General features: G+C 54.1%; 14 protein-coding genes. 8 read left to right on the top strand and 6 right to left on the bottom strand.

All coding sequences use genetic code 11. The features are described from left to right. The first annotated feature begins 82 nt into the window (after window positions 1–82). Entirely contained in the window at window positions 83–1,027 is a 945-nt protein-coding gene (locus Poly59_RS03325) for a hypothetical protein (RefSeq protein ID WP_146532616.1), read from the top strand. Between the two features lie 172 nt (window positions 1,028–1,199). Beyond that, on the top strand, window positions 1,200–2,306 hold the full coding sequence (locus Poly59_RS03320) for an HD domain-containing protein (protein WP_315852560.1): 1,107 nt from the start codon (window positions 1,200–1,202) through the stop codon (window positions 2,304–2,306). 278 nt (window positions 2,307–2,584) lie between these two features. Here Poly59_RS03320 and Poly59_RS03315 read toward each other — a convergent pair whose 3' ends face one another. The 3 genes from Poly59_RS03315 to Poly59_RS30580 all read right to left on the bottom strand — a co-directional run bounded on the left by Poly59_RS03315 (window position 2,585) and on the right by Poly59_RS30580 (window position 3,602). Continuing rightward, window positions 2,585–2,935, bottom strand: a complete 351-nt coding sequence (locus tag Poly59_RS03315) for an integrase core domain-containing protein (protein WP_146532614.1) — start codon at window positions 2,933–2,935, stop codon at window positions 2,585–2,587. 72 nt (window positions 2,936–3,007) lie between these two features. Continuing rightward, window positions 3,008–3,412 (bottom strand): IS3 family transposase, encoded by a 405-nt coding sequence (locus Poly59_RS03310; protein WP_146532613.1) that lies wholly within the window; start codon window positions 3,410–3,412, stop codon window positions 3,008–3,010. A gap of 37 nt (window positions 3,413–3,449) precedes the next feature. Next, window positions 3,450–3,602, bottom strand: a complete 153-nt coding sequence (locus Poly59_RS30580) for a transposase (protein ID WP_186775993.1) — start codon at window positions 3,600–3,602, stop codon at window positions 3,450–3,452. A 576-nt stretch (window positions 3,603–4,178) separates the two neighbouring features. Between Poly59_RS30580 and Poly59_RS03305 the strand changes: the two genes are divergently transcribed. Beyond that, window positions 4,179–5,012, top strand: coding sequence for a response regulator (locus Poly59_RS03305; RefSeq protein ID WP_146532612.1), 834 nt, complete (start codon window positions 4,179–4,181; stop codon window positions 5,010–5,012). Then, the gene (locus tag Poly59_RS03300; RefSeq protein WP_146532611.1) at window positions 5,009–6,604 is read left to right on the top strand and encodes an ATP-binding response regulator; all 1,596 of its coding nucleotides are present in this window, start codon (window positions 5,009–5,011) and stop codon (window positions 6,602–6,604) included. Before Poly59_RS03305 ends, Poly59_RS03300 begins: the two co-directional genes overlap by 4 nt. Before the next feature lie 265 nt (window positions 6,605–6,869). Here Poly59_RS03300 and Poly59_RS03295 read toward each other — a convergent pair whose 3' ends face one another. Beyond that, window positions 6,870–8,087: an amino acid aminotransferase gene (locus Poly59_RS03295; protein ID WP_146532610.1), complete on the bottom strand. Its 1,218-nt coding sequence runs from the start codon at window positions 8,085–8,087 to the stop codon at window positions 6,870–6,872. Between the two features lie 214 nt (window positions 8,088–8,301). Between Poly59_RS03295 and Poly59_RS03290 the strand changes: the two genes are divergently transcribed. The 4 genes from Poly59_RS03290 (at window position 8,302) to Poly59_RS03275 (ending at window position 13,289) form a co-directional block, all read left to right on the top strand. Beyond that, window positions 8,302–9,000 (top strand): low molecular weight phosphatase family protein, encoded by a 699-nt coding sequence (locus tag Poly59_RS03290; RefSeq protein ID WP_246151341.1) that lies wholly within the window; start codon window positions 8,302–8,304, stop codon window positions 8,998–9,000. Between the two features lie 28 nt (window positions 9,001–9,028). Continuing rightward, window positions 9,029–10,510 (top strand): GMC family oxidoreductase, encoded by a 1,482-nt coding sequence (locus tag Poly59_RS03285; RefSeq protein ID WP_186775992.1) that lies wholly within the window; start codon window positions 9,029–9,031, stop codon window positions 10,508–10,510. Between the two features lie 276 nt (window positions 10,511–10,786). Beyond that, complete coding sequence (locus Poly59_RS03280; RefSeq protein WP_146532608.1) at window positions 10,787–12,178, top strand: Na+/H+ antiporter NhaA; 1,392 nt, start codon at window positions 10,787–10,789, stop codon at window positions 12,176–12,178. A 52-nt stretch (window positions 12,179–12,230) separates the two neighbouring features. Further along, window positions 12,231–13,289: an LOG family protein gene (locus Poly59_RS03275; protein ID WP_146532607.1), complete on the top strand. Its 1,059-nt coding sequence runs from the start codon at window positions 12,231–12,233 to the stop codon at window positions 13,287–13,289. A 51-nt stretch (window positions 13,290–13,340) separates the two neighbouring features. Here Poly59_RS03275 and Poly59_RS03270 read toward each other — a convergent pair whose 3' ends face one another. Both Poly59_RS03270 and Poly59_RS03265 read right to left on the bottom strand, forming a co-directional pair. Next, complete coding sequence (locus Poly59_RS03270; protein WP_146532606.1) at window positions 13,341–15,335, bottom strand: MutS family DNA mismatch repair protein; 1,995 nt, start codon at window positions 15,333–15,335, stop codon at window positions 13,341–13,343. A 153-nt stretch (window positions 15,336–15,488) separates the two neighbouring features. Next, window positions 15,489–17,057, bottom strand: coding sequence for a glycosyltransferase family 87 protein (locus Poly59_RS03265; RefSeq protein ID WP_246151340.1), 1,569 nt, complete (start codon window positions 17,055–17,057; stop codon window positions 15,489–15,491). Window positions 17,058–17,175 lie beyond the last annotated feature (118 nt).

Here is a 17,175-nt window from a genome sequence, read left to right as displayed (position 1 = left end):
TCGTTCGATCATAATTTTCGTCGTTCTCGCGCGAGGACGACGTTTGTCGTTGGTGTATGTGGGCCGGGCAGCGAATCGTCGCATGATTGAGCATTTTCAGCACTTGCGTCCCAGTCATCCGCAGCAAAAGCCTGCTCCCGGAAGTTTTCAGGAGTTGATGCAAACGATTGAAAAGAATCGTGAGCAGAACTTGAGAAGAATGTTTCAGAATGCAGAGATTAATTTCAAGGGAAGGGTTGGCGAGGAGACGGCCGCGGCGTTAGGTGATGACGCGCTCGCTATCGTCGAGTCGAGCACGGGGCAGAACCTTCGTCCCCACGAAAATGCCAAATCTAAAGTTGAGGAAATGTTCGAGTCGGCATTGGGCTTCGCGTACAGCGAAGTGAAGGGTGTGTTTCCCTTGCTGGAAGATGTCGTTAGCAGCTTGGCACCCATTTATGGCATTTTCAGTTCTGTCAAAGATTTGTTCTCGAGTATCAACCAATTCCGCAAGACTGTGATGGAGCGCTACCGCGCCGCGAAGGCAGTAGCGGAGATATCCCGCGGTGATGCCCAGGCGGCCGCGCAAGGTGTCACACGGATGATCAATGGCCTGCTTGTTAGCTCAGGCGTAGGAATGCTGCGCAGCACCGCACAGATTGCCGGTGGGCTGATGACGCTTCCGCTCGACGGTGGGATGCTCGCTGGCGGCATTGGCAAAGTATTTCAACTGATACAGAAGCTAGTTTCACTAGGTCTGGATTTTGCAGAACGCAAAGCGGGGCGGGTTTGTTTGCAACAGAAAATTCTGGACGCCCGGATTTTTCAAGCTTCGCCGTTAATGGGATGCTACCTGATTACTTGTTCGAACACATCGGATCTCGTCGGCATGCTTGGCACGCATACCAGCCAAGAGCATTGGCGTATCAAGGTTGAACGCTCAAAACAAAAAATCGATTTCTTGCAAAAATCTGCTCGCGATTTTATTGCCAATTCCCGCTTGGAAGTTACCGGTTTGCCGATGGGCATGGTCGTTCGAGCAGCTTAGGACGTTGTTGCCTCCGCTTATCTTGGTCTTTGCCAATCACGGAGATTGATGTTTGTCGGGTCGATCGAAGTTTGTTTTTTTAGTTGCCTTGATTGCCAAACGTGCCTATCGTTGCGAGTAACCAATCACTTTGTTACTCGCGTTTTCGGGTTCGCGTCGCCGAACTCTGTTGATGTCTTCTAAACTTCGCCGCCAAATCGCTTGGCAGGCAGCGCGTTTGATGCACTCCCGTGACGTCACGGAATACTATCAAGCCAAACAAAAGGCCGCGCGGGCGATGGTCCGGGGCTGGGTCAAACCGGCGGACTTGCCCAGCAATGCGGAGATCCGTGAACAGGTCCAAATCCTGGCTCGGCTACACGAGGGCTCGCGTCCGGCAAACCAGCTCAGGTCGATGCGACTGCGAGCGTTGTGGTGGATGAAACGGCTTGAAGAATTTCATCCCAAGTTGATCGGCAGCGTTTGGACGGGCGGAATCCGTGAAGGTTCTGACATCGACATCCACGTGTTCACCAATCATCCCGACACGATTGCGATGCGAGTCGATGCACTCGGTGGGGCGTATACGGTCGAGCGAAAGCGGGTCGTGAAAGTTGGCCAGTCGCGGGTTTTCACGCACATTCACATCCGCGATGAGTATCCGATTGAGTTGACGGTCTATTCGACATCGCTGTTGGGGTTTCGATTTCGCAGCTCGATTACCGGCAAGCCGATCGAACATGCTTTGACGGGCGAACTGGAAAAACGGATCCAAATCGAGCACGGTGTCGATCCGGATCAACTGCAAGCGAACCTCAACGACATGGATACTCGTCCCGATCGTTGGACCGTTTTCTTGGCGTTGCTGATGCCGCTTGAGAATGTTCGCGAGAATCCAAGGTTTCATCCCGAAGGCGACGTGCTTCATCACAGCTTGCAGGTCTACGACCTTGCCAAAGACGAAGCCGCCTATGACGAGGACTTTTTATTGGCTGCCCTGTTGCACGATGTCGGCAAGGCGATCGATCCCGGCGATCACGTTGCTGCGGGTTTGGAAGCACTCGATGGATTCGTTTCCGAGCGGACTGAGTGGTTGATCCATCACCACATGGACGCGCACAAAATCCGCGATCACTCGCTGGGTGCACGTCGGCGGCGACGTTTGGCCGAGCACCCTTGGTTCGATGATCTGATGCGGCTAAACGATTGTGACGTCGCCGGTCGAGTTGCCGGCGCCGAGACATCGTCGTTGGAAGAAGCTCTCGACTACATCGAACAACTCGAAGACATGTTCGGCTGATTCGAACGAGTGCTTGGGTAAGGAAAGGGGGTGGTTTCTTGAGACGCACACGCGAACCAAGCCGAGCCCATTGCACATAGACTCGAGTTGAGTTATGCCCCTTGTATGTCGCCATTTTTTAGCACGGATCGGTTCGGGCCGGCCTGCAATCGTCGCTTTGAAACGCTCCCACTAGCTTGGCGGAGTTGAATCAAACTCGCCACAGGCAAGCCACGCGATAGAACCGCCGAGTGACCCGTCGCGTCGGCTGCGCGGCTCTGTTTAACATGTTTTATCGGTCAAAGCTTTCGCGACGACTTGAAAAACGCGATCCGTGTGCTGACCCAATCTTTTATTCCCAGGACAAACTCCGCCGGGGTAAGACCACCGAGCTCGCTATGCGGACGCCGGTGGTTGTACATTTGACGCCAGCGTCCGATCACTGCCCTGGCTTTATAAAGTCCAAAGAACAGTTCGCAGGCGAGGCATTGGTCACGCAGGCGGCCGTGGAAGCTCTCCACGAATCCATTTTGCCAGCGTCTCGCGAGCTCGATGTACGAAGCTCCGACTTCGATGAATCCGAGAAACTCGCGCAACGACTTGCAGATGAACTCGGGGCCATTGTCACTGCGAATGAACGAAAGGGACACCGCGAATGGTGAATAGGTTGCTCAGCACCGACACAAGGTTGTCACCGGTGAAACGCCGATGAACTTTCAGGGCTATGACTCGCGAGTGAACTCGTCGATCACCGACAGGGCCTTCAACGGACGCCCATTCTCGGTTCGATCGAAGATGAAGTCGATCGACCAAACATGATTGGGATGCTCGGCCTTGCTCCGGGTGATGCCGCCGTCAGGATTTCCGATCTGTCGTTTCTTCGCTTTCTTTACCGGCACTTTCAAGCCTTCACGTTTCCAGAGTCGATAGATTCGTTTGAAATTCACTTTCCATCCTTCCTTCCGAAGCAGTCGCGTGAACATGCGATAGCCGTATCGAGGAAACTCACCGACCAACTCAAGGATTCGAGCAACCAATCGCTGCTTGTCTTCTTTCGGACTCGCTTGGTATCGCTGAGAGCTCGAAGGCTGGCCGAGAGTGCTGCACGCCCGACGTTGCGACTCCACTCAACTTTTTGGATCGCAGCACGTCAACGAGCCGGGCTTAGAAGTTTCCCTCAGCAGCCACCTTCGGAATTCGCCTGTCCAATTCGGCTTCAGCAAGTAGCGCTTCGAGTCGGCGATTCTCGATTTCAAGTTCTCGAAGTCGCTTCGCCTCATCAGACTTCATCCCGCCGAACTGCTTCTTCCATCTCATTCATGCCGACTCAGCAGCACCGAGCTTCTAGTAGACCTCAGCGGATGATTTTCCAGCGGCGAGCATCGCTTCGCCTTCTGCCAACGCCTTCACTATCTGCTCAGGCTTTCGTCGTTTTCGCATCTTCGTCATCAAGAGTCTCCTTCGGCCAACATTGGCTAGTGCACTCTCATAACTCATGAATCAAGTTTGGAGGAGCACGCCATTCCGTTTGCTATCCATTCATCCTTCGGCTCTCCAGCTTACTGCAGAATCTCGGCTTTCAATCCATTCTTGAATAAGTATTGCTAGCTTGCTGAAACCGCAGGCATGTACCCACCGCAAACGGGAAGTTCGAAAGCCGCTTGACCGGGTTGTTACGCAGTCATAAAACTTTGCCAGTGTTTCAGGTCGGTGAGCGTTGAAGAAAACGTGTTACCGTCTTGGGTGCTGCCGAGATGTCGATGAAGACGCCGCTGGCAGCTAGGGCTGGATACGACTCGAATATTTGTGTCCAAACGAAACTTGTTTCCTTGATGCAACAAGTGTTCTTGGCGTTAGCAAACCATTGGTATTTTCAACGGAGGAAATCTGGCCATGCTGGTTCTATCTCGACGTGCGCAGCAACAAATTACGTTCCCCGGTTTGGACATCACGCTCAGCATCCTTCAGGTGCGAGGGCGCATTGTTAAAATAGGGATTGAAGCTCCCACTGATATCAAAGTCAAACGTTCTGAAGTGGTGGACGTTGAGGTGCAACCAAATTCTGAATTTGATTCTCTCTTAACGAGCGATTCAGAATGGGGAGAAGAGGAGCATCGCCGACGTAACCAGTTAAACACTCTGCAACTTCTTGTGGATGCTGTTCAGTTGCAGTTGCGACGGGGCGATGATGTTGACGCAAAAAGGCTGATCGGTTCGCTCCTCGATAAGCTCGACGTCGCGAACTACGAGATTTCGTCTCCTGATACTTGCCAGGATAAAACAGGGGCGACGGCGTTTCGTCAGCTGCGCGTTCTAGTGGTGGAAGACTCTGAGAACGAACGCGGCTTGATGACGTATCTGCTGGCGTCGCATGGGTTCGTCGTCTACGTCGCTCGCGACGGGGCCGAAGCCCTCAGCCAATTGCGACACGGTTGTGGCCTACCTGATGTGGTGTTGATGGACATCGACATGCCCTTCGGCAATGGCATCGAAACATTGCAATACATTCGCCACGACGTGATGCTCAGCCAACTGATGGTCTATGCGGTGACAGGCTCCCGCCGCAACCTGGACAATGAGCCAGTCGGACGTGGCTGGGATCGCTGGTTTTCCAAGCCTGTCGATGTTCGGCAGTTGGTGGACGCAATTCGCGAAGATTGTTCGACCGATCAGCTCGGCACTCATCAACGGACTCTTCCATCGGATGCGTGCAAGGTGCAGCCTTGAACGACGAGGTATTGCAACGCGGCATTCGAAATTGGACGTTCAATATTGGACGCTATTCAATCGCCATATTCAGTACTGCGATCGTCATTTGGTTTCGTTCGTTATTGCAACCTTGGTTGAACGAAGAATGCCCGTTCAGTCTTTTTTACTTGAGCGTTCTGCTGACTGCCTGGGTGTCAGGCTCTGGCCCCGCTGTGTTGGCAATTGTGCTTGGCACTCTGTCGGCAGCTCAGTTCTTTATTCCTCCTGCCAGTAGCCTTTTGATCGAAGGTGTTCCCGAACTGGTTCAATTGACCATTTATGTAATTGTCAACTGCGTCGCTGTTTTGCTTTTTGACCGTGCTGAGCGGCAACGTCGCTTGGCCGAAAATCGAGCAACGGAAAATGTTCGTTTAGGAACTGATCTTCAACTAGCGGACAAGCGTAAAGACGAGTTTCTGGCGTTGCTGGCACACGAACTGCGAAACCCATTGGCACCCATTCTTTCAAGCATGGCGTTGTTAGAACGAAGTGAGGGATCAACTGAGACGGTACGGCGGGTGCGTGAGGTGGTAAGTCGTCAGACTGAGCATTTGATTCGGATCACCGACGACCTGCTAGAAGTGTCTCGTTTCTGTCGCGGACACATTGAGCTTCTGGTCGAACAACTTGATCTGCGCGATTCCATACGCGACGCCGTGGAGATGATCGAAGGGGCGTTTGCAGAGAAGTCGCAGCGATTTCAATCAGTCATTCCAGACTCGCCAGTATGGGTCGACGGCGATCGCGTTCGCTTAGCACAGTTGACAGCAAATCTGCTGGGAAATGCGTCGAAGTATACTCCTGCATCAGGGCATGTCTGCTTGTTCGTAGACCAATGCAACGGATTTGCGCACGTTACAATTAAGGATTCCGGAATAGGTCTTGCCGCTGAGTATGCCGAGCGAATCTTTGAACCTTTCGTTCAAGTCGACACCAGCCGGACTCGCGAATATGGCGGGTTGGGCGTTGGTTTGACGATCGCAAAGCGATTGATTGAGCTGCACCACGGCAATCTGTCAGTCGAAAGCCGGGGGCCGGGACTGGGCAGCACGTTTACGGTCCAGCTTCCCTTGCATCCCAATCCACTAGTCGAAACGAATCTTGACACGTCGGACATCAATCGACTTGGTACTCTTGATTTAAACACCGGTTGCAGCGGTATAGTATCGATTGACCAACCTAACAAGTTGCTCTTAGTGGATGACAACCAAGATGCCGCCAAGATGTTACGCGATCTTTTCGAGTCATCCGGTTATCAAGTCGAGCTTGCGGCTGATGGAGTTGAGGCAATCAACCAAGCATTGAGATTCCGTCCGTCCGTCATTGTTATGGACATTGGATTGCCTGGGATGGACGGCTATGAAGCGGCTCGTCAACTGCGTCGCTCCCAGCATTTCACCCACGTTAAGCTGATTGCACTGACGGGCTGGGGGAGTAAGCAAGACCGAGAACTCGCATCGCAAGCGGGGTTTGATCTGCACTTGGTAAAGCCAGTCGCGTTCGATGAGCTGTTAAATTTTGTCCGCGATCTTGAAATGGGACGACGCCAAGTTTCACAAGCGGTTAACTAATCCTACTGTGAAGGCCCGGAGGTGCGCATGGCCAAAAACATAGTCTGGCACGATGCGAGCGTGCCTTTCGAGTGAAATGTTACTCCATGGTCATCACACAAGATAAAGCAGTTGCCGTTCTCTGCTGGGAGTTCGACGCTTGTCTAGGTTTCTAGTGCGAGAATGAAGTTGGTCATAAGCGAAACTATGATTCGAAGCGTGTGGCAGTTGCCCATGTTGTAGATCGCCGTCGGACCTTGTTGCCTCATTTGGACAACGTGCAGCTCTAGCCTTCGATCACGGCGGCGACCACTTTGCATAGATGGTCCATGCGATCTTCGCTCATTCCGGCGACGTTGATTCGGCCGCTGCCGACGATGTAGATACTGTATTTCTGGCGAAGTTCGTCGACTTGCATCGGGTTGAGTCCGCTGAACGAGAACATTCCGTTTTGATCGAGCAAGAAACTGAAGTCGTGTCCCGCGCCGGTTGTCTTCATGGTTTCGACAAACTGTGAACGCAGTTGACGAATTCGCGTTCGCATTTCAGTCAATTCGGCATGCCACATTTGTGTCAGATCAGCATCGTCCAAGATGGTCGCCACGATCGCCGCGCCGTGGCGAGGCGGGTTGCTGTAGTTGCTGCGGACAAGTGCTTTCAATTGACTTTGGACGGCCGCCGACGTTGCACTATCAGCCGAAACGACCGACACCGCACCGACTCGTTCACTGTACAAGCCGAAGTTCTTTGAAAATGAACTGCACACGATTGCTTCGTCGCATACATTCGTGATCGCACGGATGGCGACCGCGTCTTCATCGAGCCCGTGACCGAAACCTTGGTAGGCAAAGTCGATGATCGGCAGCAGTTGCTTTTCCGATAACAGCGCCGCGATCATGTTCCATTGCTCGGCGGTTGGGTCGACGCCGGTCGGATTGTGGCAACAGGCGTGCAGCAAAACTGCATCGCCCGGGCGGGTCTTGGTGGTTAGGTCGTCGATCATGCCGTCGACGTCAAAAGACTTCTTGTCGGCGGCTAGGTATCGATACGAATCGTAGGGGACATTTTCGGAGGCGAAGATGGCTTGGTGGTTAGCCCAGGTCGGGTTTGAAATCCAGACTCGCGCACCCGGGATCTGGCTGCTAAGAAACGCAGCCGATTCGCGTAGCGCGCCGGTTCCGCCGGGCGTCTGCAGCACTGCGATTCGGGATGCGTCGATCGTGTCGCCAAAAACCAATTTTCGGACGTGCGTACGGTAGTCGGCTTGGCCATCGATCGGCAGGTAGCCTTTCGTCTTTTCACCATCAACCAATCGTTGCTCAGCCGCTTTGACACAGCGCAGCACCGGCGTTTGCCCCGATACGTCTTTGTAGACGCCGACGCTGAGGTTCATCTTTTCCGGGTTCGTGTCGGCCGCAAAGGCTTCGTTCAACCCCAGGATTGAATCGGGGGGGGCGGTTGCGACAACAGAAAAACGTGGCGGAATTTTCGAGGATTCGGTCATCGAACTTTTAAATAAATAGGATTTAAAGACGAACGGTGGAACTGCGAATCGTAGTCAAAGTTGGCTGATTCGGCTATTGGACCCGCCGGTTAGATGCAAAGCCGAGGCACTGGCCCCATCGCTCGCTAGGTTCCATGGGCGAGGCGTCCGGCTGCTGTTAAAACGCTTCCAAGACAGTCTACTACCCATGTCTCTATCGACGACGAGTTCCATCATGCGTTTCTACCCCTTGGTTTGGATATTGGCGATATCGGTGGCGGTTTCCACAAATTTGATAGCGAGCGAACCTGTGAAATTAAATGAACCACTTGCTGACTACACAAAGCAGCGGCAGTCTGAATTTGATCAGATTCCTGTTTCACGGCGATCCGAGTTGGCAGAGTTGGCCGACCAAGTTCGCGATGCGATCGCGGCGGGCGGTCAAGTCAATTTACACTTCATCTGTACGCATAATTCTCGCCGCAGCCATCTGGCTCAAATTTGGGCGACGGTTGCGGCGGCGGACCGAGGAATCGAAGGCGTCAACACGTTTTCGGGCGGTACAGAAGCCACCGCAATGAATGTGCGTATCGTCGCTGCCTTGGGCCGAGCCGGATTTGATGTGGCCACCGCAGCGAGCGACGTGCCCAATCCGCGGTACGACGTTCGATACAGCCATGCTGCATCCCCGATCGTTTGCTTTTCAAAAGTCTATGATCAGTCGCCAAATCCAAGTGCTGGATACTGTGCGGTGATGGTTTGCAGTGACGCGGATGCTAATTGCCCGGTCGTTCGTGGTGCCGCCACGCGATTGGTGATCAAGTATGTTGATCCCAAAGAATCGGACGGCACACCTCAGGAATCGGATACTTACGACGAGCGATGTGCCCAGGTCGCCCGAGAAATGCTGTACGCGTTTTCGTTGTTGTCGTGACTGTCTTGAATCGGCATTGGCTGTAGCAATGAATCGAACTGATTGGATCATCGTCGGTGCCGGTGTTGCAGGATGCACACTCGCCCGTCAATTGGGTTCGCAGCAAACGGGTTCGCAGCCGGGACGCCGCGTCACGATCATCGAACCCTGTGTATCGCCCGATTCCGATTCGCCGCCGCCGATCGATCAGCAACGTCCATCACGTTGGTTAACGTTGTTGGGGTCCGGCGACGATTGGAATTTGTCGACCGAACCGAGCGAGCATCTGGCCGGTCGTAAGATTGTGTGGCCGCGCGGCCGAGGTATCGGCGGCAGCGCGCGAATCAACGCGATGATTTGGTTCCCGCCGACCGAAGTGGACTTCGCCTGTTGGGAATCGGCAAGCGGTGGCCGTCGATCGATACGACAGTGGCGAGATGCATATCAAGTCGCCGAGTCGATCGTGTGTCCCGAATCACCTTGCTGGATCAGTGAAGCGTCACGACGGTTTCTGTCCGTCGCCGAGACTCTTCCCGATGCCTCGCCAATGATTTACCAGCGAATCAATCGCAACGGTCGGCGACTGGATTGGGCACCCATGTTGAAGAACACAGACGTCGTTCGCGCTACCGTTGATCGAGTCTTGTTCAAAGGCGACCGGGCCGTCGGTGTCTCGATCATCAAAGACGGATCACCGAGCGAACTAACCAGTCGTTGCGGAGTCATCCTGTGTGCCGGATCAATTGCAACGCCAACGATACTGATGCGCAGCGGTATCGGTGACGCTAGCGAACTCTCACGCCACGGAATCGACGTTCGCGTGGATCGACCGATGGTTGGACACAAGTTAAAGGATCACTTGGTGATGCCGGTGATCTTTGAAACCAATTTCAAAGATACCTTTCGGCTAAATCCTTCGGCCCGGGATGTTGCACGCTGGCAAGTGATGGGCACGGGGCCAGTTGTTTCAAACCTCGCCGAGAGCGGTGGGCTTTTTCGGGGTGGCGAGTTTCAAGTGCATGTTACGCCGACGCATTACTTGACGTTTCCGGCCGACAGTGTCGCACCGATGATGACGCTGGCGATTAATCTGACTCGTTCGAAATCGAGCGGTCAAATTACAATTCCTTCGCGTGACGCGCGTTCGCAACCGACGATTCACCCAAACTATCTCTCCGACGCAAGTGATGGTGATCGGTTGGTCAGCGCCGTCAATGACATTCGAAAGTTGGTTGGCCAATCGTCGCTTGCGCAGTGCATCACCAAAGAGGTGATTCCCGGCAACCGGCGAATTGATGAACGATCGATCAAGCAGTCGATCGCACGCTTTTCACAAACGTTGTACCACCCGGTCGGGTCGTGTCGGTACGGCGATCAAATCGATACACCGGTGGACGCTGACTTCCGAGTTCGCGGAACTGGGGGGCTTTGGGTCGCTGATGCTTCGGCACTGCCTGATTTGCCAAGTGGGAATCCGACTGCAGCGGTGATGACGTGGGCAATTTTGGCGGCTGAGTCGATCGCAGGATAGGCTGATAGCGTCGACCGAGCGTTGCAACGCATTCTTACGACGGGGGTTGCGGCGTGAGCTGTTTTCTCAAACTTACAGGTTTGATTCCGGCGATGTGATGGGCGGCATCGGCGTTGCAATCTGCATAATTGGTGCGGTTTGCCATATTCCTGATTCGTTGTTTGGGATGCTTCTACCGCGGCCTTTGGGTGTGACCAAGGTTTTCGAAAGCATGCATTTGGTTCTCATTGGGGGAATCGAGATGCTTTTGAAAGCGTTTAAGGGGCAACCTGTTCGATGTCGAGTCACACCAAAAAACGCGGAATTGTCCGCAAGTTAATTGATAATTCATTTTTGCTGATTGCCGGAGCTTTGGCTGCCCTGATTTGGGCGAATGTGGCTCACCAAACTGGTAGCCATTCGTATCATGACTTTGTTCACTTCGACGTGACATCGATTTGGAGTGGGCACGTTGATGTTGCTAATGTGTCGGCCGACCATGCTGCTGATGTGTCACTTGTTTCGGCAGTTGCACCTCACTCTGCTGATCAAGCGGCCGGCCATTCGGACGCAGGTCCGCAGGGTATTGTTTCTCAAGCAACTCACGGGCTTTCGTTTCACTTCATCATCAACGACATCCTGATGGCTTTGTTCTTTGCAATCGCCGCTAAAGAAGTTTGGGAATCTTTGTTGCCGGGTGGATCACTGAACGAGCCACGAAAAGCGGCAACGCCACTGCTGGCGACTGTTGGTGGCGTACTTGGACCAGCGCTGGTTTATATGGTTGGTACGTACCTTACCGGGTCTACTGCTAGTTTGGGCAACGGGTGGGCGGTGCCTTGTGCAACCGACATCGCGTTCAGTTACTTGATCGCGAGAGTGATCTTTGGTGCCGGGCACCCTGCGATCGCGTTCTTGTTGCTGTTGGCAATCGCCGATGATGCAGCCGGATTGATGATTCTAGCGATCTTCTATCCTCAGGCTCCGATCGTGCCGCAATGGTTGATGTTGACTGTGGTTGCCATGTGCGGGGCGATGTTGCTGCGTCGATCAAAAGTACACAGCCACTGGGCTTACCTGTTGGGCCCGGGGGCGGTTTGTTGGTTCAGTTTTTATCAAGCAAACATTCACCCTGCCTTGGGTTTAGTTCCGATCATTCCATTGCTTCCCCACGCTCATACGGACTTGGGGATCTTTGCCCGAGAGGAACTTGACCGCCACGATACGTTGAACGAATTCGAGCATTTTTGGAAGTTGCCAGTCGAGTTTTTCCTGGGACTTTTCGGGCTGGCAAATGCCGGTGTCGTGATGAGCAGCTTGGGGACAGGTACTTGGTTGGTTTTGGCCGGACTGTTGGTTGGCAAGCCTGTGGGCATCACATTGATGACGTTGTTTGCTGAAAAGGGCCTAAAACTTGAAAAGCCTGCCGGCATGGATTATCGGCACGTGGTGACTCTGGGCATGGTCGCAGGGCTAGGATTCACCGTCGCCTTGTTTGTTTCAGTGGCTGCATTTACGGTTCCCGGTGCAATCCAGGATTCGGTCAAGATGGGTGCTCTGTTAAGCTTTGCTGCGGCACCGATTGCGGTGGTGATGGGGCGAGCGTTTGGAATCGTTCCAGTCAGCGTGACGGCCGAAACTGAAAATGAAGACTCTGATGCGGATACGGTCACAGCGCTCAGCGCATAATTGACCGCCATAGTAGAGTCAGACAACCCTTTCCCTTTGCCCCCGAAGTTTCATGGATCAGGACGAACAGCCAGTCGATATTTCGAGATCGCTTCCCAAAGAAGCGATTGGCGAGGACGAGCATAAGCGGCCTCAACCGGCTGACGATCCGATTTCAAGCGACGATTCGCAGGACCTGTTTCGGGTCATGCGACACACAGTCGACCGTTTGGAAAAGGACAAGACCGCAAGAGGCGATTTGAAGATTTTGTCACGGACGTTGCGCGAGCTGCGTTACGCTTTCACGGTCTTTCGTCCCTACCGTCGGCGCCGCAAAGTGACGATCTTCGGTTCCGCTCGGACGTTGCCCGAGCATCCCGAGTATCAAGCCGCTGTGGAAATCGGTCGGCGATTTGCCGGCCACGGTTGGATGGTGATTACGGGGGCTGGCGGTGGCATCATGGAAGCTGGTCATCGTGGTGCCGGTCGCGAAGCATCGATGGGTTTGAACATCATGTTGCCCTTCGAACAGGGAGCCAATCCTTACATCGAAGGCGATGCAAAACTGGTAACGATGAAGTACTTCTTCACTCGCAAGTTGATGTTCGTCAAAGAGTGCAGTGCGGTGATTTGTATGCCGGGCGGCTTTGGCACGATCGATGAAGCGTTCGAAACGATCACGCTGATGCAGACCGGCAAGCAAACCATGATTCCGTTGGTCTTGGTGGACCATCCCGGCGGAAGCTATTGGAAGGACTTGGGGGAATTCATTCGCAAGCAATTGCTTGGCAATGGAATGATCAGTCCCGCCGACGTCAATCTGTACAAGATCACCAATTCGGTCGACGAAGCGATCGAAGAGGTCTTAGGTTTTTATCGCGTTTATCACAGCATGCGGTACGTGGGCGATCAGGTCGTCATGCGTTTGAAACGACGTTTGTCGGACGAACACATGGGACAGATTCAAGCCAAGTTTGAAGACATCATCGTCGACGGCTCGTTTCAACAGCGCGGAGCTTTGCCCGAGGAAAGTGGCGAACCCGATTTGGCCGAGATGCCGCGATTGGTGTTCCACTTCAACCGCCGGTCCCTTGGTCGGTTGCGCGCACTGATTAATTTCGTCAATCGCTAAGCGAATGGTGATGTTGGTTTCCGCTCTCCGGCGACGATGGCAAATTGAGTACTATTTCCCCAGCCCGACCATTTCTAACAAACGCAGCGCGTTGGTGGTCGGCGAAACACCTTGTCGCATTTGGTAATCAAACGTCATCTGTTCGTTGCCTTCGGCGTCTGGGCGAATCGTTTCCCGGAAGTGGACGGTGGTTGCGATCGATTGCAACTCGGGTTCATCCGCCAGTTCCAAGTCGTGCGTCGTGATTGCGCCGATGGCTTTGGAATCCATTAGGTGTCGTAATACTTGCACCACCGCGATTTGACGTTCGCGACTGTTCGTGCCTTGCAGAATTTCATCAAGCAAGAACAAGCAGACTCTGTCGTGATTTTTTGCCATTTGCCGAGCCAAGTCCACCACGCTTTTTAGTCGTTTCAGTTCCGCCATGTAGAACGAAACTCCTTCGCTGACATCATCACTGACGCGAATGCTGGTTGCCAATTCCACCGACGCCGTTTCGAAACTTTCGGCACACACCGGTGCCCCAATGCCAGCTAGCGAAACGCTCAATCCGACACTGCGAAGCATCGTGCTTTTGCCCGACATGTTGCTGCCGGTGACCAACAACAGTGTTCCCGGAGGACCGACTTGGACGTTATTGCGAACTCGTGATCCGTCGGGCAGCAGTGGATGGCCGATTGCGGTTGCTTTGACCGTGGCTTTGTCGGGGTCTGTGATCCAAGTTGCCTTGGCCCAAGTTGGGTATTCATCGCGAAGTGCAGCGATGGAAACGAGCGTCTCCAATTCGCCAAGTGCATCGAACCAGCCCGCGACTTGATCGCGATACGTCGCTTGCCAGTCTTCGAGACGTTTTAGAACCCATACGTCCCACAACCCGAACGCTTGTAGTGGCAGGTACAGCAAAAAAGTGCCTGCGGACTGACGCAGTGCGCCTGCTTTTGCGACTCGCTGCAACGCTCGCATGCCTTCGACGGCACAGCGGTCGCCGTCGACCATGCTGGATCGGATTCGAGTCAGGACACCATCCGTTTCGGATGTTTTGGCGTCCGACGTTTTTGTACTTGTCTTTGTATTTGACGTTGGCAGCCAATCGGCGGCTGAAAAGATCTCTTCGTAATCGCTGACCATCCGTCGGTTAGCCATCGCAATGGAAAAGATCTGGTGGGCAGGCCCCAGCACCATCGTTGTGATCAACAGATTGACGATGATCAACGCGACCAAGCCGACCAAGGAAGCTTTGAAAACAATGGCCGAGATTGAAAGTATGCTGCCCAGCACCACGCCAGCAAATAGCAGGCAGGCGATTACCACCGATAGTTTTGCCCATGTCGACAGCCAACCGCGGTGCTTCAACCATGCATCGCCCGTGGCCCATTCGGTAAAATGCTCGGGGTCGCCCGTGCTGTCGCCGACTTCGCGAGCCAACGTATAGAAACGCAGTCGCTGTTCACGCATCGGGGCGAGCGCATCGACGGCTGCGGCTCGCTCGATCGCAACTTTCGCAACGGCGGGGCCGGACAACCAATGGGCGAGCGTCTTGATTCCAGGCGTGGTCGCAGCCATCGAAACGAGATGGAACAGCGAGGCTCGGCCGAGCAGGTCCAAGTCGCCTGCCACTTCGCGGCGATGGCCGGCCAATTCGATCGACGCCAGTTGGCGGGTCAGTCGTTTCGTTGCCAACGTGTCCCAGTTTCGCTGCAGTCTTGCGATCAGTCGTTCGAACACACTGCGGTGTCGTTTCAGTTCGTCGATCGAATCACGGATCGGTTCATTCAGTGTTGCGGCAACAAAGAATGCCAACAACATAAACCATCCCAAATAGACGGCACCTGACAAGTTGTCGCTTGAATAGCCAACGACCCAAAACACGATCGCGGCAAAGAACAACACGACTCGGAACTTACCAATCAACCGATCCTTGGCCACCAACTCGTTGCTTTTGGCGTTGATGGTTTCTAGTTGTGATTGGTACCGCGCGACCGCATCGCTGGCGTCGTGCGGGTCAAGGTCGGGAGCCGATTCAGGGGCGGGGACGGATTCGTTCAAGGCATTCTCGATGGATATTTTGGCACTGGTGAGTGCACGGCGCTAATGGTTATCGGATCCAGGAAACGCGGGCGGCAAAGTCTCAGGCGGCGAGGCCCGCGAGTTCCGTGGCCCAATTCAAGCCAGAGTTCAAGACCGAGTTTAAAGCTGAGTTCAGGACTGAGTTCCAGCGGCGAAACCTGCGATGGCTAAATTGGATTTTCCGCCCATCGATCGTTTGCCCGTTATCACTACCTTGGTCGCGATGCGGTCCTGCAGATTGGGACGAAAGACGGCCAGCAGCAATAGCGGCAGGAACCATGCGATGTAGAGTCCGCCGCCATAGCCATGCCAGAACTGAGACGCCACCATCACCGCGGCCGATCCGCTGATCAGGGTGCCCAAATTCTTTTGAGCCGGCCACGCTGCGAAGAACGCGCACAGGATGACGAACGCAACAATCACAGGCAGTCGCCAAATCGGTTCGGGGCCCAGACTCCAAAATCCACGAAGCCCAATCGAATCGCGGTTCGGATTGAGCAGCCCAAACATCCGCCGAAAATGTTCGGTCAGCGATGCCGTGTCGTCGAACGAAAGCGCGATCATCAGCAACGCCAACATTCCAACCACACCGATTGCAAATTGCCGAGCGCCCCGTTGCCAGTAGAAACTAAACCAAAGCGGCAGCAAGAACAGCGGGTAATACACCAAACCCCCGGCGAGTCCAAGGAAGATGCCGGCGACTAACGGACGTCGATACGACAGCACCGCCCATAATAAAAGCGCGGCTGGCAAAGCATGGTCAACACGGCCGGTCATTTGAGCGGTGTAAGGCAGCATCAGGTACAGCGTCGCGCAGCCAACGCCGGCGCGAATGTTGGCAAAGTGACGATTGCCGATCAATACGATTCCCGTCACGATCGCCAAATGGGCAGCTATAGCGAGTGCCTTGGCAACGGTCGCCAATCGAGACTGCGAGTTTGACGTATCTGTCGCCGTCGGCATCTCTTGCAACGAGGCGCCGCCGATCTCGTCACTGATCGGACGCGTCGGAATCGCTGGCAACATGTTCATCATCGCATAGCCCGGTCCAAGGGCTGGCCCCTGAGTGACCTGGATCCGTGAATCGCTCGTCACGACATTCGCCATCATGAAAATGAACAACGAAATTCCGATAAAGGTCAATCCGCCACTGGTCAGGTTGGGGTCAAGCAGTGGCCGTCGAACCATCAACGGATCCAGCATCAACCGCAGCAGCAGAAACGCTTCGACGATGAACAGGTAGATGAATCCCCATCGTTGGATGTCCCGTGGACCTAGCGGAATCGGCTCGGCCACCGGCGTCTGGTCGGGTGCATCGAGTGTTTCAGCAGAATTTTCTGCTTCAGCCGTATTCTGCGTTTCAGCCGCATCGGCCACAGGATCGGTGTCGATCTGGAACAACGCGAAAATCGGCAGCGATGACGCTAGCGACTTTACTGGACTGATGTCCGATTTAGGCTTCTCTGGGACTTCTCCGCTAGACTCCGACCGCACTATCGCCTCGGACTGAACCAATTGTCGCCGGTATCCCTCGTGGACGATCAACAATCCAGGGGCCAACAAGATGATCAGCAGAATGTCGAGATTCCGGATGCTCCAGAACCGATGGAAAACGAAGTACAATCCAATGGCCAAGAACGACGACAAGTAAACCCAAGTCGTCGGGTCGGGCCGTCTGTAATAGAGCAGTATTTCGCCCATAAAATTACTCGATGAATCTCCAATCTCGAAGCTTAGCAGAATAACGGATCTTGCGGTGAAGAGAACCATGCCGTTCGCGGCCCAGCCTGGGCTGGTTCGCCGTTTTTATGGCAAATCG

The organism is Rubripirellula reticaptiva (assembly GCF_007860175.1).
GTDB lineage: Bacteria > Planctomycetota > Planctomycetia > Pirellulales > Pirellulaceae > Rubripirellula > Rubripirellula reticaptiva.
This window is presented reverse-complemented; position numbering and strand designations above follow the sequence as displayed.